The sequence below is a fragment of the Caballeronia sp. LjRoot31 genome, from assembly GCF_964253885.1.
Taxonomy (GTDB): Bacteria; Pseudomonadota; Gammaproteobacteria; order Burkholderiales; family Burkholderiaceae; genus Caballeronia.
Window position 1 is genome coordinate 142,011 of sequence record NZ_CAXURX020000002.1, and the last position, 23,820, is coordinate 165,830.

17 protein-coding genes are annotated in these 23,820 nt (G+C 61.5%); 15 read left to right on the plus strand and 2 right to left on the minus strand.

What is annotated here, in order from left to right; genetic code table 11:
• Positions 1–213: 213 nt before the first annotated feature.
• From asd to ACSQ8V_RS19125, 13 genes are all read left to right on the plus strand, one after another.
• Positions 214–1,335: an aspartate-semialdehyde dehydrogenase gene (gene asd, locus ACSQ8V_RS19065; RefSeq protein WP_436206756.1), complete on the plus strand. Its 1,122-nt coding sequence runs from the start codon at positions 214–216 to the stop codon at positions 1,333–1,335.
• Positions 1,336–1,530: 195 nt separating this feature from the next.
• Positions 1,531–3,828, plus strand: coding sequence for a FimV/HubP family polar landmark protein (locus ACSQ8V_RS19070; protein WP_436206757.1), 2,298 nt, complete (start codon positions 1,531–1,533; stop codon positions 3,826–3,828).
• Between the two features lie 7 nt (positions 3,829–3,835).
• Positions 3,836–4,657, plus strand: coding sequence for a tRNA pseudouridine(38-40) synthase TruA (gene truA, locus ACSQ8V_RS19075; protein WP_436206758.1), 822 nt, complete (start codon positions 3,836–3,838; stop codon positions 4,655–4,657).
• Positions 4,654–5,331 carry a phosphoribosylanthranilate isomerase gene (locus ACSQ8V_RS19080; RefSeq protein WP_436183312.1) on the plus strand — a complete coding sequence of 226 codons (678 nt, stop codon included), beginning with the start codon at positions 4,654–4,656 and terminating at the stop codon, positions 5,329–5,331. The genes truA and ACSQ8V_RS19080 overlap by 4 nt, the downstream gene beginning before the upstream one ends.
• A 58-nt stretch (positions 5,332–5,389) precedes the next feature.
• A complete protein-coding gene (trpB, locus tag ACSQ8V_RS19085; RefSeq protein ID WP_436206759.1) occupies positions 5,390–6,583 on the plus strand; it encodes a tryptophan synthase subunit beta in 1,194 nt (397 codons plus the stop codon).
• An 11-nt stretch (positions 6,584–6,594) separates the two neighbouring features.
• On the plus strand, positions 6,595–7,491 hold the full coding sequence (locus ACSQ8V_RS19090; protein WP_436206760.1) for a DNA-methyltransferase: 897 nt from the start codon (positions 6,595–6,597) through the stop codon (positions 7,489–7,491).
• A gap of 64 nt (positions 7,492–7,555) precedes the next feature.
• Entirely contained in the window at positions 7,556–8,359 is an 804-nt protein-coding gene (gene trpA / locus ACSQ8V_RS19095; RefSeq protein ID WP_436206761.1) for a tryptophan synthase subunit alpha, read from the plus strand.
• A gap of 75 nt (positions 8,360–8,434) precedes the next feature.
• Positions 8,435–9,307: an acetyl-CoA carboxylase, carboxyltransferase subunit beta gene (accD, locus tag ACSQ8V_RS19100; protein WP_062086303.1), complete on the plus strand. Its 873-nt coding sequence runs from the start codon at positions 8,435–8,437 to the stop codon at positions 9,305–9,307.
• Between the two features lie 1,186 nt (positions 9,308–10,493).
• On the plus strand, positions 10,494–11,816 hold the full coding sequence (gene folC, locus ACSQ8V_RS19105; protein WP_436206762.1) for a bifunctional tetrahydrofolate synthase/dihydrofolate synthase: 1,323 nt from the start codon (positions 10,494–10,496) through the stop codon (positions 11,814–11,816).
• A 35-nt stretch (positions 11,817–11,851) separates the two neighbouring features.
• Positions 11,852–12,730, plus strand: a complete 879-nt coding sequence (locus ACSQ8V_RS19110) for an SPOR domain-containing protein (RefSeq protein ID WP_436206763.1) — start codon at positions 11,852–11,854, stop codon at positions 12,728–12,730.
• Between the two features lie 6 nt (positions 12,731–12,736).
• Positions 12,737–13,273 carry a CvpA family protein gene (locus ACSQ8V_RS19115; protein WP_213766635.1) on the plus strand — a complete coding sequence of 179 codons (537 nt, stop codon included), beginning with the start codon at positions 12,737–12,739 and terminating at the stop codon, positions 13,271–13,273.
• Positions 13,274–13,412: 139 nt separating this feature from the next.
• Entirely contained in the window at positions 13,413–14,960 is a 1,548-nt protein-coding gene (purF, locus tag ACSQ8V_RS19120) for an amidophosphoribosyltransferase (RefSeq protein ID WP_436206764.1), read from the plus strand.
• Positions 14,961–15,256: 296 nt separating this feature from the next.
• A complete protein-coding gene (locus tag ACSQ8V_RS19125; RefSeq protein WP_213766707.1) occupies positions 15,257–16,450 on the plus strand; it encodes an O-succinylhomoserine sulfhydrylase in 1,194 nt (397 codons plus the stop codon).
• Between the two features lie 1,187 nt (positions 16,451–17,637).
• On the opposite strand, the gene ACSQ8V_RS19130 is transcribed toward ACSQ8V_RS19125, so the two are convergent.
• The gene (locus ACSQ8V_RS19130; protein WP_436206765.1) at positions 17,638–17,979 is read right to left on the minus strand and encodes an FKBP-type peptidyl-prolyl cis-trans isomerase; all 342 of its coding nucleotides are present in this window, start codon (positions 17,977–17,979) and stop codon (positions 17,638–17,640) included.
• 254 nt (positions 17,980–18,233) lie between these two features.
• Between ACSQ8V_RS19130 and ACSQ8V_RS19135 the strand changes: the two genes are divergently transcribed.
• Positions 18,234–19,391 carry a sensor histidine kinase gene (locus tag ACSQ8V_RS19135; protein WP_436206766.1) on the plus strand — a complete coding sequence of 386 codons (1,158 nt, stop codon included), beginning with the start codon at positions 18,234–18,236 and terminating at the stop codon, positions 19,389–19,391.
• Positions 19,392–19,452: 61 nt separating this feature from the next.
• Positions 19,453–20,853, plus strand: a complete 1,401-nt coding sequence (locus ACSQ8V_RS19140; protein ID WP_436206767.1) for a hemolysin family protein — start codon at positions 19,453–19,455, stop codon at positions 20,851–20,853.
• A gap of 30 nt (positions 20,854–20,883) precedes the next feature.
• Here ACSQ8V_RS19140 and treY read toward each other — a convergent pair whose 3' ends face one another.
• Entirely contained in the window at positions 20,884–23,820 is a 2,937-nt protein-coding gene (gene treY, locus ACSQ8V_RS19145) for a malto-oligosyltrehalose synthase (RefSeq protein WP_436206768.1), read from the minus strand.

The window sequence follows — 23,820 nt, forward strand, 5'->3', positions numbered from 1 at the left end:
TTTAGCTCAGGCGCCCGCACGACTCGTCTCGCCATTACGCGTCTGGACACGCATCTGGGTACGGTTGCGCTGTCCAAACGCATTACGAAAACCATTTCCCTCAAAACGATCACGTTCAACTGATCGCCCGTCGTGTCCGCCCATCTTCCCCGCGCGGTCACGCCGGCGGAGGGTCTGGCCCAAGCGGGGAAGTGTCCACACATAAGGTTTGTCATGAACGTAGGTCTCGTTGGTTGGCGCGGCATGGTCGGCAGCGTCCTGATGCAACGCATGCAGCAGGAAGGCGATTTCGACCTGATCGAACCGGTGTTTTTCAGCACCAGCAATGCGGGCGGCAATGCGCCGTCGTTCGCGAAAAACGAGACGAAACTCAAGGATGCAACAAGCATCGACGATCTGAAAAAGTGCGACGTAATCATTACGTGCCAGGGCGGCGATTACACCAACGAGGTGTTCCCGAAGCTGCGCGCGGCCGGCTGGAAGGGTTACTGGATCGACGCGGCTTCGTCGCTGCGCATGAAGGACGACGCAGTCATCATTCTTGACCCGGTGAACCTGAACGTCATCAAGGATTCGCTTGTCAAGGGCGGCCGGAATTTCATCGGCGGGAACTGCACGGTCAGCCTGATGCTGATGGCGCTGGGCGGTTTGTTTAATCAGAACCTGGTCGAATGGACGACCGCCATGACGTATCAGGCGGCTTCCGGCGCGGGCGCGCAGAACATGCGCGAACTCTTGCAGCAAATGGGCGTGCTGTACGGCGCGGCCAAGGAAGATCTGGCGGACCCGTCGTCGGCTATTCTGGATATCGACAAGCGCGTGCAGGCTGCCATGTCCAGCGATCGTATGCCTATCGATAACTTCGGCGTGCCGCTAGCGGGTTCGCTGATTCCGTGGATCGACAAGGATCTCGGCAACGGGATGTCGAAGGAAGAGTGGAAGGGCGGCGCGGAAACCAACAAGATTCTGGGATTGCCTGCCATGGGCGAGCCGGGTTCGGTTCCTGTGGACGGCCTATGCGTTCGGATTGGCGCAATGCGTTGCCACTCGCAGGCGCTGACCATCAAGCTCAGGAAGGACGTGCCGCTGGACGAGTTGCACGGCATTTTGGCGTCGGCGAACGACTGGGTGAAGGTTGTTCCGAACGAACGCGAAGCGTCGATGCGCGATTTGTCGCCGGCGGTGGTCACGGGCTCGCTGACGGTGCCGGTCGGCCGCTTGCGTAAGCTCGCCATGGGCGGCGAGTATCTGTCGGCGTTCACGGTCGGTGACCAGTTGCTGTGGGGCGCGGCGGAACCGCTGCGCAGGATGCTGCGCATCCTGCTGGACAAGTAAAGTAAACTACGCGCCACGACGCGCAGCAGTTCACCAAAGCGTCGCGCTTGCGCGGCGCTTTTTCGTTGTGCGGCTGAATGGTTGCTGGCTCGCGCGGCTCGGTTGCCGGTATTGCGCAATCGGTCTGCGGCCAGTTTTTGGATATTGCCCCGTTTTGTTGGTTTCTTGTTCGCTGTCCACTCGCCTGGAGTATCAATGATCGTTCGTCCGAGTCGGCCGCTTCATTCACCGCTTCGCTTCCTCAGCCGCTCGCGGCGCGCGGCGCTGATCGCGGCAAGCGTCGCGAGTGTGCTGCTCGGAACGTTCGTTTCCTCCGATGCCACCGCCCAGGCCAGCAGCGCGTCTGCCGTTTCGGAGGCTTCTGCGCCGGTGTCGGTGTCGGCACCTGTGGCACCTGTCACGCAGTACAGCGTGAAACCGGGGCAATCGCTCAGCGATATCGCCTCCCAGATCACCGGCTCGAACGACCGCGCCACGCGCGAGAAGATGTCACGCGCGCTCTTCGATGCGAATCCCAACGCGTTCATGGGCCACGACCCAAGCCGGTTGAAACTCGGATCGGTATTGAACGTGCCGGCGGTTGAGGGTGCGGGAGTGACTGCTGCCCCGTCTGAGGCTTCTGAGGCTTCTGCGCCTGTGGCAGCATCGTCGCCGGTAGTCGAGGCTAGCGGGTCCGTAGGGGCTGCGGCTCCGGTCGAGGGGACATCGAATGCTGCCGGTGCAGTGAGCGGAGCCGCGATGGCGGCGAGCGGCGCGGTCACTGCGGTTGCGCCCGGCGCATCGAGTGAGGCGAACGCGGCGTTGCCGACATCGGAAGCTCAACCTGCGGCGAGTGCGAGTACGAACGCGAGTGAAGCGGCGCCTGCATCGGAAGCGGCTCCGGTGTTGAGCGCATCGAGCGCACCTGCGGCGACTGTCGCACCGGTGAGCGCGCCATCAGCGACAGGTTCTACGGCTATATCGGCGAACGGGTCGATTGGTTGGCTTGTCGGGGCTGTCGTGGTGATCGGCTTGTTGCTGCTCGTTATGCGTGGTGGCAAACGACGCCGTGCTGCAAGCGCCGCCGCTGCGTTGACTGCCGCTGAGCGCGCGCCGCAAGCGCCGCCGGTGGTATCGACGGCGCCTGAGATAACCGCTGTGCCCCCTCACGATGGATCGACGAGCCACGCGCAAGCTTCCACGGGCGCTGCCGATCTCGACGGTGCATCGGTTCAGCGCGCTCAAGGTGAGCTGAACGTGGTGGCTGCGAGCATGGAAAACTACGATGCTGCGCAGTCCTTCGATACCCCAACCGAGGACAAGCCGTTTCCTCCGGCCGAGAGCAATGCAATAGACGACGATGCCGACGGCGCGCAAGTAACGCCGGGCGAGAGCCGTGCGCAGGATGCCGCAAGTCCGGCCCGCGACACGGACACCAAACGCGCGCCATTCATGCCCGACGCGCCCTCAGCGCTGCATCGCGATTTCACGCCGCCGCGCCCGGGTGCGATCGAGGCGGCATTGGCGGCGGAACGGGCAGCGGCGGATCGCGCCGAAGCATTGCGCGCAGAAATGGAGGCTCGGGAACATGAGCTTCGCGAGGCGGCTGCGTTAGAACAGGCGACGCGAGAGGCCGTGGCGCAGGAAGCTGCGGCGCGTGAGCTTGAGGCGCAAGAGGCGACAGCGCGTGAGTTGGCAGCGCGAGAAGCTGCAGCTCGCGAAGCCGCAGCCCGCGAAGCTGCCGCTCTCGAAGCGCAAGCCCGTGAAACACAAGCCCGCGAAACCGCCGCTCAAGAAGCAGCGACGCGCGCATCCGCCGCGCACGAAAGCGGAGAACACGTGGCATCGGCCCAGTCGGCGATCGCACCCCAATCTGCAACGAACGAGCTAAACGATGCGGAAGACGCGTCCGCCTACGACGACGAACCGTCGCCGGCTTCCCGTTTCCCGCAACCCAAATTCCCGCAGGAGGCTATCGAAGCCCTGAGCGCGCTCGATTTCGGTCTGCCACCGCGTCAGGAGGCGCCCGCGCTCTCGGACGTCCATCCACCGGTGCCCGCTGCCTTCGCCGAACCCACGGCGCAAAACGAAGCCCCCTTGGCTCCCGCGCCTGCCACACCCCAGCCTATCGCCGACCCGGCCGTCTTCGATCGTCAGAACGCGCAACATAGCCACCCTGAATCAGCCACGACCCCGCCATCCGCGAGCGAGCAAATCGAATCCGGCACGGCTGGCGCGGCATCGGTGGCGGGCCTTGGCGCATCGCGTTTTGGTCCGTTGAGCCTCGATTTCGATTACAACACGCCCGCGAGCCAGAGCGAGCCGCTACCGGCCTTCACGCCCGAACAAATCTCGACGATAGCCCGCAACAAGCTCGAACTGGCCGTCGAATACATTGAACTCGGCGATTTATCCGGCGCGCGCACGTTGCTGCAGGAAGTGATCGAATCGAACGATCCGGCTACGCGCCAACCGGCCGTCACGCTGTTATCGACGCTGGCGCCGCTGTCCTGAGATGCCTGTGAAACGCATTGCATTAGGCATCCAGTACGACGGTTCGGCGTTTAGCGGCTGGCAGACCCAATCGGACGTCGAGACCGTTCAGGACGTTCTCGAACACGCGTTGGGAAAGTTCACACAGACGCGCGTGCAGACGGTCGTCGCGGGGCGCACGGATACCGGCGTTCACGCGCTCGGCCAGGTCGTGCATTTCGATACCGAACTCGAGCGCACCGACTTCGCCTGGGTGCGCGGCACGAACGCGTTCTTGCCGCAGAGCGTCGCGGTGCAGTGGGCGCGTCCGATGCCCGATGACTTCCACGCCCGTTTCGGCGCCTATGAGCGCACCTATTACTACGCGCTCTATGTCCACCCCGTCCGCTCGCCGATGATCACCGGCCGCGCCGGCTGGTGCTACGCGCCGCTCGATGCCGCCGCGATGCGCGAAGCCGCCGCCAGCCTGATCGGCAAGCACGATTTCACCGCGTTCCGCTCGTCCGAATGCCAGGCGAAGACGCCGGTGAAATACCTGCATCAGATTGATATCGTGGAACAGGGCGATTTCATCCACTTTCGCTTTCGGGCGAACGCGTTCTTGCACCATATGGTGCGCAACCTGATGGGATGTTTCGTCGCGATCGGGCGCGGCAAGCATCCCGCGTCATGGATGGCGGAATTGCTGGAAGCGCGCGACCGCAAACGCGCCGCGCCGACGTTCATGCCCGATGGCCTGTATTTGGCCGAGGTCGGCTATCCTGAGAACTTCGCGGTGCCTGCGCCACGCCTGGGAAGCTATCCGTGGAGCGCGGTCTGGCAGGACAACAAGAACGAGACAAAAGCATGAGTAACGGAATGAGCAGCGATTTGCGTCGGACGAGAATCAAGCTGTGCGGTTTGTCGAAGACGGAAGATGTCGATACCGCCGTCGCACTCGGCGCCGATGCCGTGGGTTTTGTGTTCTATCCGCCCAGCCCCCGTTCGGTCAGCGTGGGGCAGGCGGTTGAGCTGGCGGAGCACGTGCCGCCGCTCGTTTCGGCGGTTGGTTTGTTCGTCAACGCCACGCCGGAATGGATTCGCGAGGTGACATCGAATGTGAGGTTGTCACTGCTGCAATTCCACGGCGATGAAACCCCGGCCCAATGCGCAGCGCTCGCTGAAGTAGCCGGCTTGCCGTGGTGGCGCGCTGTGCGGGTAGGGCCTGATGCCACTGCGCGCGATTTGGTAGAATCATCTCTTAATTATTCAGCAGCCAGCGGTTTGCTCCTCGACACCTTCGTCGACGGCTACGGTGGCGGTGGAAAGGTATTCGATTGGTCACTTATCCCAACAGATCTCGGGCATCGGGCCGTTTTGAGTGGTGGGTTGAACGCGCAAAACGTCCTTGACGCCATCCGGCGCGTGCGCCCTTACGCAGTCGATGTCTCCAGCGGCATCGAACTAGCGGGGGCGAAGGGCGTGAAAGATCACGCCCGAATGGCGGCGTTTGTACGCGCGGTGCGCGAAGCAGACGCTGGATGATCAAGATGGGAAACGACGTGGGTAAGCGCAACGCTGCCACGTACCGAGAGAGTGACACATGTACAACTTACCAGACGATCGGGGCCATTTCGGCCCATATGGCGGCACATTCGTATCCGAAACGCTGATTCACGCACTTGATGAACTTCGCGATGCCTACGCGGAATGCAGCAAGGATCCGGCGTTTATCGCGGAATACGAATACGAGCTGAAGCACTACGTTGGCCGTCCGTCGCCGATTTATCACGCCAAACGCTGGAGCAACATGCTCGGCGGCGCGCAAATCTTCCTCAAGCGCGAAGACCTGAATCACACCGGCGCGCACAAAGTTAATAACGTGATTGGCCAGGCGCTGCTCGCGCGCAAGATGGGCAAGCCGCGCGTGATCGCGGAAACCGGTGCGGGACAGCATGGCGTCGCCACGGCGACCATCGCCGCGCGTTTCGGCATGGAATGCGTGGTCTACATGGGCTCGGAAGACGTGCGGCGCCAGGCGGCGAACGTGTACCGCATGAAGTTGCTCGGCGCGACCGTTGTGCCGGTCGAATCCGGCTCCAAGACGCTGAAAGACGCGCTCAATGAAGCCATGCGCGACTGGGTCACGAACGTGGAGAACACGTTCTACATCATCGGTACGGTGGCGGGGCCGCATCCCTACCCCATGATGGTGCGCGACTTCCAGCGGGTGATCGGCGATGAATGCAAGGTCCAGATGCCCGAAATGACCGGCCGTCAGCCGGATGCGGTGATCGCGTGCGTTGGCGGCGGATCGAATGCGATGGGCATCTTTTATCCGTATATCGACGATAAAGACGTGAAGCTGATCGGCGTGGAAGCGGCCGGCGATGGCATCAGCACCGGGCGTCACGCGGCGTCGCTGATCGGCGGAAGTCCAGGCGTTCTGCACGGCAACCGCACGTATCTTCTTCAGGATGAAAACGGCCAGATCATCGAGACGCATTCGGTTTCAGCCGGCCTGGATTATCCCGGCGTCGGACCGGAACACGCGTGGTTGAAGGACGCAGGCCGTGCCGAGTACGTGGGTATTACCGACGAAGAAGCGCTGAAGGGTTTCCACGATTGCTGCCGGATCGAAGGGATTATTCCGGCGCTGGAATCGAGCCACGCGCTCGCTTACGCCGCGAAGCTCGCGCCCACATTGCCCAAAGACAAGCTTCTGCTGGTCAATCTGTCGGGCCGTGGCGACAAGGACATGCATACGGTCGCCGAGCGCACCGGCATCACGTTCTGAGCCCGCAACCGATGCGCGATGAAATCGATCATGCAAGTGCGCACGGCGCCGCCGGTGCTGCCGGTAGCGACGTCCACGGCGGCACCACTGACCGCGGTATCCACCTGCATCATCGCGATTTCCTGACCGATGCAGCGAACCTCCCGGACGGCTCGATCGACCTGATCGTGGCCGATCCGCCGTACGGCCTGGGCAAGGATTACGGCAACGACTCGGACATGCGTTCCGGCGATGCCTTCCTCGACTGGACCTACGGCTGGCTTGAACTGGCCATTCCGAAGCTCAAGCCAAGCGGTTCGCTTTATATTTTTTGCACGTGGCAATATGCGCCGGAGATCTTCGTGTTCCTCAAGCGCCGCCTCACGATGGTCAACGAGATCGTGTGGGACCGGCGCGTGCCGAGCATGGGTGGGACGGTGCGCAGATATACGTCAGTGCACGACAACATCGGCTATTTCGCGGTATCGAAGGATTACTTCTTCGATCTCGATCCCATCCGCATCCCCTACGACGCAGTGACGAAGAAGGCGCGTTCGCGCAAATTGTTCGAAGGCAGCAAGTGGCTGGAGCTGGGTTACAACCCGAAGGACGTCTGGTCGGTGTCGCGGTTGCATAGGCAACACGCCGAGCGCGTCGACCATCCGACGCAAAAGCCGCTTGAGATCATTGAGCGCATGGTGCTGGCGAGTTGTCCGCGTGGCGGGCGCGTGCTCGATCCGTTCATGGGCAGCGGCACGACCGCGGTTGCCTGTGCGCGACACGGGCGCGAGTTCGTCGGCTACGAGATCAACGCCGACTATCACGCGATTGCTGAAAAGCGCGTCGCGGAGACGGGTTCCGTCGGAGTCCGGGTTGAACCGAAATCCGAGACCACGGACACTGCCGTCGACCAAGCGAGCGCCGCCTAAGCTGCTGTTAAGTCACTGCTAAAAAACACTACAAGGCGCAAATTTCGCGCAAAGAGATTAACTCATGTCCCGTATCAAAAGCACATTTGCGGCGTTGGCCGAGCAGGGCAAGAAAGGTCTGATCCCGTTCATCACTGCCGGCGATCCGAACCCCGAGCAAACTGTTGAATTCATGCACGCGCTCGCCAAGGGCGGCGCGGACGTCATCGAACTGGGCGTGCCTTTTTCCGATCCGATGGCCGATGGCCCCGTGATCCAGCGCTCGTCCGAGCGCGCGTTGGCCAAGGGCGTCTCGCTGAAACACGTGCTCGCCGACGTGAAGCGCTTCCGCGAGACCAACACCGCGACGCCGGTGGTCCTGATGGGCTACGCGAATCCGATCGAACGGATGGGTACCGAAGCCTTCGCCAAAGCGGCGAAGGAAGCGGGCGTGGATGGCGTTCTGGTCGTCGATTACCCGCCGGAAGAGTCGGTGGAATTCAGTGCATCGATGCGCGCTGCGGGTATCGATCCGATCTTCCTGCTCGCGCCCACATCAACCGATGACCGCATTGCCGCAGTCGGCAAAGTGGCGAGCGGCTATGTCTATTACGTGTCGCTGAAAGGCGTGACTGGTTCGGCAAATCTGGACGTGGCCAGCATCGCGAGTAAAATCCCGGCCATCAAGGCGCATGTCGCGTTGCCGGTGGGGGTGGGTTTCGGCATCCGCGACGCTGCGTCGGCGAGGCTGGTGGCCGATGTATCGGATGCCGTGGTGATTGGCAGCCGTCTCGTGCAATTGCTCGAAGAAGCGCCGCCGGAGAAGGCGGCGGAGATGCTGACGAGTTTTATCGCCGAAATTCGCTCTGCGCTCGATTCTGCAAAATAACCCGTTATTGCGGCCCGGAGGGTTCAAACCCGTTCCAAACGGGCCGCAAAACACGTGAAACAGGAAGGACATACGATGAGCTGGCTCGACAAACTGTTACCGCCGAAGATCAAGCAAACCGATCCGAAAAGCCGCAAGGGCATTCCGGAGGGGCTGTGGATCAAGTGTCCGTCGTGCGAAGCGGTGCTGTACCGCAATGACGTCGAGGCGAATCTGCATGTCTGCCCGAAGTGCAGCCATCACATGCGGATTGGCGCGCGCGAACGGCTCGATGGTTTGCTCGATCCGGAAGGCCGTTACGAAATCGGCCAGGAAATCCTGCCGGTCGATGCGCTGAAGTTCAAGGACAGCCGGAAGTACCCGGACCGCCTGAAAGAGGCGATGGAAGATACGGACGAAACCGACGCCATGGTCGTCATGGGCGGCGCCATCCACACTATTCCGGTCGTGACTGCGTGCTTCGAGTTCTCGTTCATGGGCGGCTCGATGGGCTCGGTGGTCGGCGAACGTTTTGCCCGCGGCGCGCGCAACGCGCTGGAGCAGCGCACGCCGTTCATCTGTTTTACGGCGTCGGGCGGCGCGCGGATGCAGGAAAGCTTGCTGTCGCTGATGCAGATGGCGAAAACCACGGCCATGCTCACGAAACTGGCCGAAGCCAAGCTGCCGTTCATCTCCGTTCTCACCGATCCGACCATGGGCGGCGTGTCCGCCAGTTTTGCGTTTCTGGGCGATGTGGTGATTGCTGAACCGAAGGCGCTGATCGGCTTTGCGGGCCCGCGCGTGATTGAGCAAACGGTGCGCGAGAAGCTGCCGGAAGGGTTCCAGCGTTCGGAATTCCTGATCCAGAAGGGCGCGATCGACATGATTGTGGATCGCCGGAAGATGCGCGAAGAAATCGCGCGCCTGATTGCACTGCTGACGCTGCAGCCTGCTGACGCTGTAGCCTGAGGGTTTTCGTTCGCACTCGGGGTTTGGGTTTTTGGGGTGCTTTTGGGGTGCTTTTGGGGTTGGTCGTTGGGGTGATGTTGGGGTGCTAGGTTTTGGGGTTAGTGGTCGGGGTTGATGCTGGGTTGGTGCTTTCGGCCGTGGTGGTCTGCGAGAGTCGGATTTTCTCTTTATCACTATTAGCCACTGTGCGTGGCGGCACGTCGTTTCTTTGTCCAAAGCGACAAAGAAACGAAGCAAAGAAAGCGCTTTAACCGCTCTACCCTAAGTGTCCACAGCGTGCAGTTTTGATTCATAGGTGCCCCAAAAGCACGGTGCTCGCCAGAGCGAAGGATGTTTGAACCCCTCCTTCTCGCGAATCCTGACACGAACACGCTTCGCCCCGTACGCTCTCGGGCAAGCACGAATTGCCCAGGAACCGGTACGGCCTCACGCGTTCTGCATGCTTCGTTTCTTGGTGGGTTGGCTGCTTGGTCGGCTCGCTTATCTCGTGGGTCACAGCTTGATCCGTAACAGCTCGACGTCACGCGTATTTACTGCCTCGGTCTTTGGTGAATTGGCTACGCGGTCTACACCGTTATTTTCGTCGGTTATGGCCGCCCGCATCTTCGCGACCTCGTTTCCAGCAGGGTTGGCGACATGGTTCGAGGCGCGTACAAATTCGGAGCTCGGTTATCCGCGGATAGCGCGGGGTGTCCCTTGGGCAGGTTCAATCACTGGTGGCGAAGCGTGTGGGTATCGGTGTTCGGAGAAGGAGGGTTTCACACATCCTCCGCTCTGGCGAGCACCGTGCTTTTGGGGCACCTATGAATACAAACTGCACGCTGTGGACACTTAGGGTAGCGTGTTTTAAAAGCGTTTTCTTTGCTTCGTTTCTTTGTCGCTTTGGACAAAGAAATGACGTGCCGCCACGCACAGTGGCTAATAGTGATAAAGAGAAAATCCGACTCAAGCAGACCACTAACGCTGAAAGCAGCAACCCGGCATTGACCCCGACCACTAACCCAGAACCGACCACCCCGGCATAAACCCCGGCCACTAACCCCGGAACCAGGCCCCCCAGCATCGACCCCGCCCACCAACGCCAAAAACACCACCGAGCACCAACCCAGCACCACCGAGCACCAACCCAGCACCACCGAGCACCAACCCAGCACGACCGAGCACCAACCCCTAATCACAATCATCCATGGCGACTTCATCGTTCACCTTCCCCACCCTCGACGCGTGGCTGACTCACCTGGAATCGGCGCATCCTGTCGGCATCGACATGGGTCTGGCACGCATCAGCCAAGTACGCAACGCACTAGGACTAACGTTCAAATGCCCCGTGATCACGGTCGGCGGAACGAACGGCAAGGGTTCGACCTGCGCGATTATCGAAACCATCCTGGTGCGCGCGGGATATCGCGTGGGCTGCCATACATCGCCGCACCTGCTCGACTTCAATGAGCGCGCCCGGATCAATGGCGTCGACGCCACAAACGACGAGCTGCTCGAGCATTTCGAAGCGGTTGAACAGGCGCGCATGAGCTTGGCCGAACCGGTTTCGCTGACCTATTTCGAATTCACCACGCTGGCGATCATGCGGCTCTTCGCATCGCGTGAACTGGACGCTGTGATTCTCGAAGTAGGGTTGGGCGGGCGCCTGGACGCCGTCAATATCATCGATACCGACTGCGCGATCGTCACCAGCATCGATATCGACCATACGGAATATCTCGGCGACACACGCGAGAAAATCGGCTTCGAGAAAGCCGGGATTTTCCGCCCGAATACGCCCGCCATTTGCGGCGATCCCTCGCCGCCGCAGTCGTTGATCGACCATGCCGCGGCGATCGGGGCGGATCTGTGGCTGGTCGGCCGCGATTTCCGCTACGAAGCGCAAGGCGGCAACGAGCGCCAGCAGTGGAGTTATATCGGCCGGACGCAGCGGCGCTCAGCGCTCGCTTACCCGGCTTTGCGCGGCGCGAATCAACTGATCAATACATCGGCGGCGCTGGCCGCGCTCGAATCCTTGCGCGAGCGCATTCCCGTGTCCGCGCAGGATATCCGGCTGGGACTCGCGAACGTCGAGTTGCCGGGACGTTTCCAGGTCGTGCCGGGCAAGCCGCAAGTGATCCTCGATGTCGCTCACAATCCCCACGCCGCCGCCGTTTTAGCTCAGAATCTCGGCAACATGGGCTTTTTCCCCTACACGTACGCAATCTTCGGCGCGATGGGCGACAAGGACATCGCCGGGGTCGTCGAGCATCTGAAGGGCGAAATCGATCACTGGAACGTGACGGCCCTGCCGACCCCGCGCGGCGCCTCATCGGCCATGCTGGAAGGCGTTTTACGCGATGCCGGCGTCAACGACAGTGGCGACAGCAGCGTTACACAATTCAACAGTCCGGCCGACGCTTTTCAAGATGCGTTAAAGCGAGCGTCCGAAAATGATAGAATTTTGGTTTTCGGCAGTTTCCATACGGTGGCCGGTGTAATGGCTTACCGTAAATCGCAGCGTCATTGAACGGACGGCCGGCCAGCCTCTCGCACAAGCCAACCATGTCCTTTTTCTCGTTCGGCAAGAAAGACGACGCGCCCTCAGGTCGCGACGCATACTCCGACTCCCCGCGCGGCTCGCGTCAGACCGTGCGTACCGAACGACGGACGCGCCGCAGCGACCGTCCTGAAGCCGACGCAATGATGCTCGACCCCACCCTGCCCGAAAAGCAGCGTGCGCGGCGGCGTCTGGTCGGCGCGCTCGCGCTGGTCGCAGCGGCGGTGATCATCCTGCCAATGGTGCTGGATTCACATCCGAAGCCCGTCACCGACGACATCTCCATCGATATCCCTGCACGCCCGGCTGCGCCTTTGCCCAAGACGAGTCATAACGACGCGACGGATGCCGGCGCGGTTGATTCGTCAGCGGATACGCAAGCCGGCGTAGCGCCGGACGGTCCTGCAGCGGCTCCGGACAATGCAGCGGCGGTGGCTTCAAAGCCCGGCTCAAAACCTGATTCGAAGCAAGCCTCTAAGGCAGTAGAAACGCAAGCTCAGGCCAAGGCCGCCGCGCCGCAGCCCGAAGCGAAGCCAGTGGCGCCGCCGGCAGTAACAGCCGCCAAGCCGCCCGTGGAAGCGCCTGCGGCCACAGCAGCAACCCCGAAACCGAACACGCCGGCCTCCCCGGCGGGAAGCCGTTTTGTGGTCCAGATCGGTACTTTCGACGATGACACCGCAGCCCAGGGCTGGGTGACCAAGTTGAAGGCGGCGGGAGTGCCCGCATATATCGAACATCGGAAACAGGCTGACGGCACCACTCGCACGCTGTTGCGTGCCGGACCGTTCGCCGACCGGGCGGCTGCATCGGCGGCGCTGGTCAAGGTGCGGCAAGCCGGACTGGGCAGCGGCAGCGGTGGCAGCAATAACGCGTCGGCGAACTAGCTGTAGATGTTTACGAGTTTCGACTACGCGGTGATGGCCGTGATCGGCCTCTCCGCGCTGCGCGGCATGTGGCGCGGCCTGCTGGCCGAAGTGTTCGGCCTGATCGGCTGGATCGCGGCGCTGTTGATCGCGGGGCGGTTTGTCGGGGCGGTCGTGCCGTACATTCCGGCGCACTGGCCGGGCGGGGCGCTGACGCAGTGGCTGATTGCATTTTTGCTGATTGTCGCGGGTGTGCTGGTGGTGTCGAGCGTGGCTGGCGCGTTGCTGACGCGCGTGACCGAAGTGGTCGGGCTGCGCGGTATCGACCGGTCGCTTGGACTTTTGTTCGGCCTCGTGAGAGGGGCCATTCTGGTAGTGATCCTGGTCGCCCTCGCGGGCTTGACCGAGCTGCCGCAACACGATTTCTGGCGTAACGCGTTGTTCCGGCCCGCGGCCGAACAGGGCGTGCGAGAACTGAAACCGCTGCTTCCCGATACGCTCGCCGCGTACCTGCGCACCACGCCGGACGGCTCGCAAGATCCGCCCGCCACGCCTGCGCAATGACGTCCTGGCCCGCTACCCGAGAATCCCGCGACGGCTCGGCGCAATACCCTGCAGTCTTTGTCCCCCCGTCAGGGGCTGTCTGCATTCGTTGCACCGATACGCCTTTTGGACCCGTTTCGACTCTTTGAAGGACCATGCCATGTGCGGCATCGTAGGCGTAGTTTCCCAGACTCCCGTTAATCAGTTGATTTATGACAGCTTGCTGCTGCTGCAGCATCGCGGGCAGGACGCGGCTGGCATTGCGACGGCTGACGGCAATAACTTCCACATGCATAAGGCCAATGGCATGGTGCGCGACGTGTTCCGCACGCGCAACATGCGCAGCCTGCCGGGTAATGTCGGCATTGGCCAGGTGCGGTATCCGACGGCCGGAAATGCGGCGAGCGAGGAAGAAGCCCAGCCGTTCTACGTGAACGCGCCATTCGGCATCATCCTCGCGCACAACGGCAACCTGACCAACTGGCCGCAGTTGAAGGAAGAGATGTTCCGGATCGATCGCCGGCATATCAATACCGCGTCGGACACCGAAGTCCTCCTCAACGTCTTCGCTCATGAATTGCAGCTGTCCAGCTCCGGCCTGGAACTCGATCCGGCCGCGCTGTTCAAGGCGGTGAGCGGTGTGCATCGGCGGGTGAAGGGTTCGTACGCCATCGTTTCGCTGATCGCGGGTTACGGCCTCGTGGCTTTCCGTGATCCGTTCGGTATCCGTCCGCTGGTGCTCGGCAAGCAGGAAACCGCGACGGGCGTGGAATGGATGGTGGCATCGGAATCGGTGGCGGTTGAAGGTATCGGCTTCGAGTTCGTGCGTGACGTGGAGCCGGGCGAAGCCATTTTCATCGATAACGACGGCAACCTGCACAGCCAGCAATGTGCCGAGAACCCGAGCCTGAACCCCTGCATCTTCGAACTCGTGTATCTCGCGCGTCCCGATTCGTGTCTCGACGGCGTGCCGGTCTACAACGCGCGCCTGCGCATGGGCGATTATCTCGCCGAGAAGATCAAGCGCGTGCTGCCGGACGTGCCTATTGACGTGGTCATGCCGATTCCCGATTCATCGCGTCCCGCCGCCATGCAAGTGGCCGCGAAACTGGGCGTGGAATATCGCGAAGGTTTCTTCAAGAATCGCTATGTTGGCCGCACCTTCATCATGCCGGGCCAGGCTGTGCGCAAGAAGTCGGTGCGCCAGAAGTTGAACGCGATGGCGATCGAGTTCAAGGGCAAGAACGTGCTGATCGTCGATGACTCCATCGTGCGCGGTACGACATCGCATGAAATCGTGCAAATGGCGCGCGATGCAGGCGCCGCCAAGGTGATTTTCGCGTCTGCTGCGCCGCCGGTAAAGTTCCCGAACGTGTATGGCATCGACATGCCCACGCGCGGCGAACTGGTCGCGCATGGCCGCACGGACGAGGAAGTGGCGCGCATGATCGGTGCGGATCATCTGGTGTATCAGGACGTAGCCGATCTGAAGCAAGCCATTCGCGACATCAATCCGGCGCTGCGTGAATTCGATGCATCGTGCTTCGATGGCAACTACATCACTGGTGACATTGACTCGGCGTATCTGGATCGGCTGGAGAAGGCGCGTCTTGCGCCGCAAGCGCAGTCGGATCGCGATGCCGCGAGTGACGCGATGGAAGGCGACGTATCGCGTTCGCAGTTGCACTTGCAGTTGTCGGTGGAGTGACGAGTTTGACTCCGGCGCGCGATAAGCGCGTGACAGTCGTGATAGGATTGGGTTTGCGTCGATTTGAGATCAGCTTGCGGACGCGGGTTTTGATGAACGGGCTAGACGTTTAGCTTGAGTCGGAACCCGAAACAGCTAAAGCGAACCGGTGGCGAATCTGGACCACGCACCGGCGACGCTACAGGCTTTTCCGCACCGAGCCCGCTCATGCTGACGCAGAAGCGGGCTTTTTTGCGTCCCGGTTTTTTGGCCGGGCTAATGAATAGATGGAATAGATGGGAATGGAAAACACGAACATGGACGAAAACCTCAACTTCGATACGCTCGCCGTTCGCGCTGGAACGCTGCGCAGTGAGTTCAATGAGCATTCGGAAGCGATTTTCCTGACATCGAGCTTTGTGTTCGAGAGCGCCGCGCATGCGGCGGAGAGCTTCAAGAATTCCGAAGAGGCGTACACGTATTCGCGCTTCACGAACCCGACGGTTGCGATGTTCCAGAACCGGCTGGCGGCGCTTGAAGGTGGCGAGGCGTGCATGGCGACGGCGTCGGGCATGGCTGCGATCATGTCGGTGGTGATGTGCTCGATGCAGCAAGGGGACCATCTGGTCAGTTCGAAGAGTTTGTTCGGATCGACGATCGGGATGTTCTCGCAAATCTTCACGAAGTTCGGGATTACGACCACGTTCGTCGATGCTACCAATCTCGATGAATGGCGAGCTGCCGTGCGTCCTGAGACGAAGATGTTTTTCCTGGAGACGCCGTCGAATCCGCTGACCGAGATTGCGGATATTGAGGCGATCGGGAAGATTTCGAAGGAAGTGGGTGCATTGTTTGTCGTCGATAACTGTTTCTGCAGTCCGGCGCTGCAGCAGCCGCTGAAGCTTGGCGCTGATGTCGTCATGCATTCGGCGACCAAGTTCCTTGATGGTCAGGGGCGCGTGCTGGGCGGCGCGTTGGTTGGGTCGAAGCAGTTCATCATGGAGAAGGTGTTTCCGTTCGTGCGCAGTGCGGGGCCGACCTTGTCCGCGTTTAATGCGTGGGTATTGTTGAAGGGGATGGAGACGTTGTCGTTGCGAGTGGAGAAGCAGTCGGCGAATGCGCTGGAAATCGCGCGTTGGCTGGAGACCCATCCGGCGATCGAGCGCGTGTTTTATCCGGGGCTCGAGTCGCATCCGCAATATGCCATTGCAAAGAAGCAGCAGAAGGCGGGCGGGGCGATTGTGTCGTTCGAGTTGAAGGGCGAGACGCGTGAAGAACAGCGCGCGAATGCTTGGCGGGTGATTGATGCCACCAGGATCTGTTCGATTACCGGCAATCTCGGGGATACGCGCACGACCATTACCCATCCGTCGACGACCACGCACGGGCGGTTGACGCCGGAGGTGCGGGAAGCAGCGGGGATTCGCGAAGGGTTGATCCGGCTGGCGGTAGGGTTGGAAAATGCCGGGGATATTCGAGGGGATTTGGCGCGCGGTTTAAATAGCCAGTAATTTTCGTTCGCACTCGATTGGACGGGGGGGTGGGGTTAGTGGTCGGGGGTCTATGCTGGGGTGGGCGGTTCTGGGTTAGTGGTCGGGGTCAATGCCGGGTTGCTGCTTTCCATGTTAGTGGTCTGCCTGAGTCGGATTTTCTCTTTATCACTGTTAGCCACTGTGCGTGGCGGCACGTCATTTCTTTGTCCAAAGCGACAAAGAAACGAAGCAAAGAAAGCGCTTTAACCGCTCTACCCTAAGTGTCCACAGCGTGCAGTTTTGATTCATAGGTGCCCCAAAAGCACGGTGCTCGCCAGAGCGGAGGATGTGTGAACCCCTCCTTCTCCGAACACGGATACCCACACGCTTCGCCACCAGTGATTGAACCTGCCCAAGGAGCACCCCGCGCTATCCGCGGACGACCTCCCTCCAAATATGTACGCGACGGACCACGTCGCTAACCCATCGAGAAACGGGCCGCGCGGATGCATCGGGCCGTAGCTGGCGAAAAGAATCGTGCATGCCGCGCAATAGCCCACTAAACATGAAGCCGTAAGTATGCGTTTGGCCGTGTAGTCCACCAAAAAAACAGCGCACGCTTGGCCAACGCTCCAAGAAACGCGGCAGCGAATACGCGTGAGGCCGTGCAGGTTCCTGGGCGCCTCGTGCTTGCCCGAGAGCGTACGGGGCGAAGCGTGTTCGTGTCAGGATTCGTGAGAAGGAGGGTTTCACACATCCGTGGCTCTGGCGAGCACCGTGCTTTTGGGGCACCCATGAATGAAAACTGCACGCTGTGGACACTTAGGGTAGAGCGGTTAAAGCGCTTTCTTTGCTTCGTTTCTTTGTCGCTTTGGACAAAGAAATGACGTGCCGCCACGCACAGTGGCTAATAGTGATAAAGAGAAAATCCGACTCTCGCAGACCACCACGGCCGAAAGCACCAACCCGGCATTGACCCTGACCACTAATCCCAGCACCGACCCCCCCCCCGCCTAAACCACCGGAGAAATGACGTGCCGCCACGCACAGTGGCTAACAGTGATAAAGAGAAAATCCGACTCTCGCAGACCACCACGGCCGAAAGCACCAACCCGGCACTGACCCCGACCACTAACCCTAGAACCTAGCACCCCGGCACACACGTCAACCCCGCCCCCAGAACCCCGCCCGCCCAATCGAGTGCGAACGGAATCCCCCCTGAATCTTTAAACCTTGAGCAATTCCACTTCAAATACCAGCGTCGCATTCGGCGGAATCACCCCACCGGCGCCGCGCACGCCATAACCGAGTTGCGGCGGAATGGTCAACTTGCGCTTACCACCTACCTTCATCCCCTGCACACCTTCATCCCATCCCTTGATGACCATGCCGCCGCCGAGTACAAATGCGAACGGATCATTACGGTCGTGGCTGGAATCGAACTTCTGGCCGTCCGTGAGCCAGCCCGTGTAATGCACGCTCACCGACTTGCCGGCAACAGCTTCAGCGCCTTCGCCTTCCGTCAAATCTTCATACTTGAGCCCTGAGTCGGTCGTCACGATCGCCATGTAACACTCCTTGTAAAGGCCGGCACCGCCGGCGGGATCTAAAACCGGTATTGTAGGGCTTTCGGGTGGCATCGTTACATCCGGCGAAGCATGCACGAGGTTTGCTGCACGACCTGGCCAATATCTCGCAAATGGGAGAGGAGGGGCGGCCAGCCCCAAACGGAAAGCCCGGAAGCACTCTCCTATAATGGCTGGTCATCTCGATAACACCGGGCAAGATACTCGCATTCATCAACGCTCAAGGATTTCCTATCGTGACAACGTCTTTCTCCGGCACGGTCGACACGGGGCGCGTTCCCCGTCCTGAAGCGCCGGTCGCGGGCACGGACGGCGTGCTCGTGCTGGATACCGCGCAGCGCTGTCTGTCAGCCGATACCGTCTTTGCACATCTGTTCGATCTCGACGCGAGCTCAATCGAAGGGCGTGCTCTCGCCGATACCGCCTTACCCAAACCCCTGATCGCCGTGCTCGCCGAAGCTGCCGACGCCGCTCTTGCCGCCGGCAGCGTGCGGCGTGCGAAGGTACGCATCGATGAGGGCGAGAGCATGCCGTCAAGATTGCGTTCGTTCGCCATCCTCGCGCTGCCCGGCAGCATCGGCCGGGCCGATACGGTGTCGCTGATCGTTTCGCCGTGCAGCCCTGGAATACCAACGGAAACCAAGCCCGCGCAAGCCGATGAGCGCACCGCGCATCTGCGTGCCGAAGCCGCGCTGTTCATGCGCGATCATGTGCTCGGGCTTGTGTCGCATGATCTGCGCGGTCCCTTGAACGCTATCCACAGCTGGGGCTACGTGCTGGAGCGCAAAGTCGATACCGCCGATGCCCCCGCCCAACGCGCGCTTACCGGGATTCGCTCCGGCGTGGAGCAGCAGGTGAAGCTGATCGAGCAATTCATCGATACCACCCGCGCCGAGACCAAAACGCTGGCGCTCGACCGCGAGCCGCTCGCGCTGCGGCACCTGATGGACGAGAGCGCGTCCCAAGCTCGCGCGAGTCTGGCGAGCGCGCGGCACGTCACGCTGCACGTCGAGTCCGCGTTGGTCGAAGAGCAGATCAGCGCCGACGGCGAACGTCTCGCCCAGGCGCTCTGGCTGATGCTTGCGTTCGCCGCCGAGGCAAGTGCGGCGGGATCGAAGGTGGTGTTGAACGGCCTGGTGGAAGGCGGTGCGTTCAGCGCGGTCGCCACATTCACCGCATCGCAGAAAGCGCTTTTGGATCCTGACGTTCCCCACGTGCTTGAGGCGTTTGCCCGCAATCAGGCAACGTTGCCACGGGAAGCCGCGCGGATCGCGTGGGTACTTGCCCTGTGCAAACGTGTGGCTGAAGCGCACGGCGGCACGTTCGAACACGACGATCTCGCCGATGGCGCCGCCGTTGCGCTCAGGTTTTGCGTGCCGTTGAGCGCCACCTGATTTAACTTTCGGTCAGCTTGCACCTCTATACTGGCGGTTTCATTTTGTGGAGCAGGTTGCTTTGAATCAGGTTGTCGCGCTAATTGGTGCCTTGTTACTCGTCGCGTTGAACGGGTTTTTCGTCGCGGCCGAGTTCGGACTCGTCAAACTGCGCGCCACGCGCGTTCAGGCAATCGCACGGTCGAACGGTTTGCCCGGCCGTTTGCTGGCCAAGGTCCATGGCAAGCTCGACGCGTATTTGTCGGCGTGTCAGCTCGGCATTACGCTGGCGTCGCTCGGGCTTGGCTGGCTGGGCGAACCGGCATTCGCCGAATTGCTGCACCCGTTGTTCGCGCTTGCGGGTATCGAATCGGTCAAGCTGATTGATGCGGTCTCGCTGTTCTTCGCGTTCTCCTGCATTTCGTTCCTGCATATCGTGGTGGGTGAGCTCGCGCCGAAATCGTGGGCAATCCGGCGCGCGGAACAGGTCGGCCTGTGGGTCGCCATGCCGCTCTACGGTTTCTATTGGGCAATGTACCCGTTCATCTGGGTGCTGAATTCGAGCGCCAATTTCGTGTTGCGGTTGTTCGGGCTCGGAACGGGACATGGCGACGACGCTCACTATTCCACCGACGAACTCAAGTTGATCCTGCGTGGCCGGCGCCTGAGCGGGGCATCGACGGCTACGCTGCCAGACACAATCGGGACTGCCGGGTCTGCCTATAACGCGGATGAATGGAACACCATCGCCCATTCGCTCGATTTCAGCCGCATGACGGTCTCGGACCTGATGCGGCCGAACCACGAGATGGTCGGCCTGCGCAACGACGTGCCCATGCGCGACAACATGCAGGTGATCGCGCGCCACCGTTTCAGCCGCTATCCCCTTTTCGCCGATGCCTCCGGCGAACACGTGCTCGGCATGATTCACCTGAAGGACCTGCTGCTCGCACGTAATGGCGCCGGGCGCGGCCTGCTGCAAGGCCTGACGCGGCAGGACACGTTGCAGGACGAACTGGCCAGGCATGTGCGGCCGGTGCAATACGTGGCGGGGAATCTATCGGCGCTTGAACTGTTCCGCCGGTTTCGCAAGGGCGCGCCGCACTTTGCGCTGGTCGGGCGCAAGGGGCAAAAACCAATAGGCTTTCTGACGCTGGATAACCTGCTGGGTGCGCTCGTCGGCCAGATTCACGATGAGTTCCGTCAAGGCGACGCGGACTGGTCGCGCATGGACGATGGCACGCTGATGGGCAAGGGCAGCTTGCCGGTGGTGTCGCTGGAACGGGCGTTGGGGATTGATATCGACGAGGGTCAGGCGGAATCTGTCGGCGGACTCGTGATCAACGCGCTGGGCGACCTGCCGAGCGAAGGGCAACGGGTCGGCTTCGATCGATTCGATATCGTGGTGAAGAAGATGAACGGGCCTCGCATCGTGCTTGTACGCGTGTATCCGCATGAAGAGGTGGCGCAGGAAGCGGAGTGACCTTCTACTCCGCTCGGGGCTGCGTTAAATTCAAACCCGCGGCACCCCTTCCTCCATCAGCAACGCCACAGGCATCGACGCCAGCGCGTCACGCATGAATAAACGCTGGCCATCCGACTTCGGCGCGTTCGGGCTCAGCCAGTCGAACAACGCACGTGAAGCCAGCGCTTCTGGCAACAGGATTGCTGTATCGCCCCAATGTGCAGCATCCACCAGCGGCAGGCCGGTATTATTCTCAGCCAGCAGCGAGTCGGCCAGCCTTGTCGCGATCACCACCGCGTACGCGCTGCCCGCATGCCGCGCAAACGCAATCACGCTGTCCGCGTGCGCGCCTTCCACCTTCAGCGGAACATAAGCGCCCTTCTCGAATAGCGAATGCGCATGCGTCCGCAACGCCAGCGCGCGCCGCACAATACCCAGCTTCACCCGGCCATCGCGCCAGTTCTTCAATTGCTCCGATGGCGCCCCCTCAGCCTCGCCTTCGCTCAACCACGCCCGCCGTTGCTCGAAGTCGACGGGTCGTCGGTTATCGGGATCGACGAGACTGAAATCCCATAGTTCGGTCCCCTGATAAAGATCCGGCACGCCCGGCGATGTCAGCCGCAACAACGTCTGCTGGAAACTATTGATCGCGCCGGTCCGCGCGACACGTTCGACGAACGCCGGCAACTCGCCGAGGAAACCATCGCGGCGCTGGGGCGCGAGGATATCGAAGAGAAAATCGCGGCACGCATTCTCGTACGCCTCATCGGGTGCGAACCAGCTCGTGCGTAACTTGGCTTCACGCAGCGCCTTCAACTGCCATGCACTCACGCGTTCGGCGAGTTCCTTTACGCCGTCCTGATCGTCGGGAGAGAGCGTCGGCGGCCAGCAGCCGACCAGCGTCTGATACAACATGGCTTCGGCGGCCGCGCCCGGCGCCCAGTCGTGTTCATCGCCGTTCAGCGCTCGCCGATGCGGCGTGTTCAACGTCGACCAGCTTCGCAACGTCGCGGCCCATTCATCGGGAATCTCGCTCAATCCCGCGATCCGCGCGCGCACGTCTTCGCCGCGTTTGTGATCGTGCGTCGCGGTGTTGAGCATCGCGTTCGGGAAGCGTTTGGCACGTTCGTAATTGCCCGCGTGGAACGCGTCGACCGACAATGAGAACTCGCCCGGATCGGCGCCCACTTCGTTGCGCGAGATTAGCCGGCCGTATCGATAACACGCGGTGTCTTCAATCGCCTTGGCGGCCACCGGCGAAGTTAGTTGGGAGAACAGAGTTTGTGCGTTGCGTCGATGTGAACCGCTGGAGTTCGAGCCGGCGCTGTTCGCTTGCAGATTCTGGTTAGGCGCACCAGCGGACTGGCGATCGCGGTCCCTATCTCTATCCCGGTCGCGCCCACGATCGAGCAAACGCTCGCGTTCACGCGGTTTCTCTTCGACCGCTTCCTCACCGCCCGGACCGCCGAGCCACTGCGCGACCTGGTCAAGGATGACAAAATCGGCGGGCGCCAGCGCGGCTTTGGCGCCTTGATACGCTTGCGAGAAAAAGCGCTCATCTTCCTCGCTGCGCTGACCACCGACGGGATAGATCCGGTACACCGGAAAGTGCACCACGAGTTCAGCCACGACCCGGCGCAACGATGAATACGTGAAGTCGCGGGTGATGGGGGTATCGCGGGCGATCCGATGCAACGCTCGCGCCACGCGATCGAGTTCGGCGGACAAGTTCTCGGACAGGATCTTGCGCCGCGCGGCTTCGGCTTCAACGGCAAAGTCCGCCGGACGTCCAGACAATTCGGCCCAGCTTTTTGCCAGTGGTTCGGCGCCGCGCGGATCGTGCAGCAACGCGCCGACGTCGTTCATGAAGTCGTAGCCGGTGGTGCCGTCGATACGCCAGTCGTCACGCACGGGTTCGCCGCGTGCGAGGATTTTTTCGACGACGAAATACGTGCGGTCCTGCTTCAGGTTCTCCGGCCGATGTTCCGCGAGTTCTTCAAGCCGGCCACGCAAGCGCTGGCAATATTCACGCGGTTCGGCGAGGCCATCGACATGATCGATTCGCACGCCGTCGATCAGCCCTTCGGCAAACAACCGGAAAATCAGCGCATGCGATGCCTCGAATACTTCGGGGCGCTCGACGCGCATGCCGCCGAGCGTGCTGACGTCGAAGAAACGCCGCCAGTTCACTTCGTCGGCGGCGGTGCGCCACCAGGCGAGCCGATAATGCTGACGCTCCAGCAGCCGATGCAAACGGTCGCGGCCAGCGGGGTTATCGCCGGAGTGGGCTTGTACGGCAGTGTCTATAGCGCGCTTACCCTCGGCCGTTGCCGCGTACTCTTTTAAAGCCGCCCGCGCTTCGTCGGCGCGCGGCTGGTCGCCCGGTTGCGTGGACAGACCCGTGAAGCGCTGCGCCATCTCGGGCGCGTAGTCCTGCAACACCGACGTGTAGTCGAGCGGACTCACCGGAAACGTGTGCGCGTAGTACTCGATCTTGAAGCGGCCCTGGTCGGCGTCGAAAACGAGCTTGATCTTGCCGCCCTGCAGTTCCTCGCCATACGCCGCGCCCAGGAACGGGGCGAGCACCTTGCCGCGCAACGCGGGATCGGGCGAATGCCAGTCGATATCGAAATAGCGCGCATGCGCCGCGTGCCGTCCCCATTCCAGGATGTCCATCCACCAGAGGTTTTCCGACCCGCCCACGCCCATGTGATTCGGCACCACGTCCACGATCACCCCCATCTCGTGCGCGCGCAGCTTCTCGACGAAACGCCTCAAGCCTTCTTCACCGCCGAGTTCCGGATTGACGCGGGTGTAGTCCACCGTGTCGTAGCCGTGCGTCGAGCCGCTGGTCGCCGTCGTGATCGGCGATAAATACGCGTGGCTGATTCCGAGCGCAGCCATGTAGTCGACCTGGCGGACGGCGTCGTCGAAGGTGAAATCCTTGTGTAGCTGCAGCCGGAGCGTGGAGCGTGGAACGGTCAT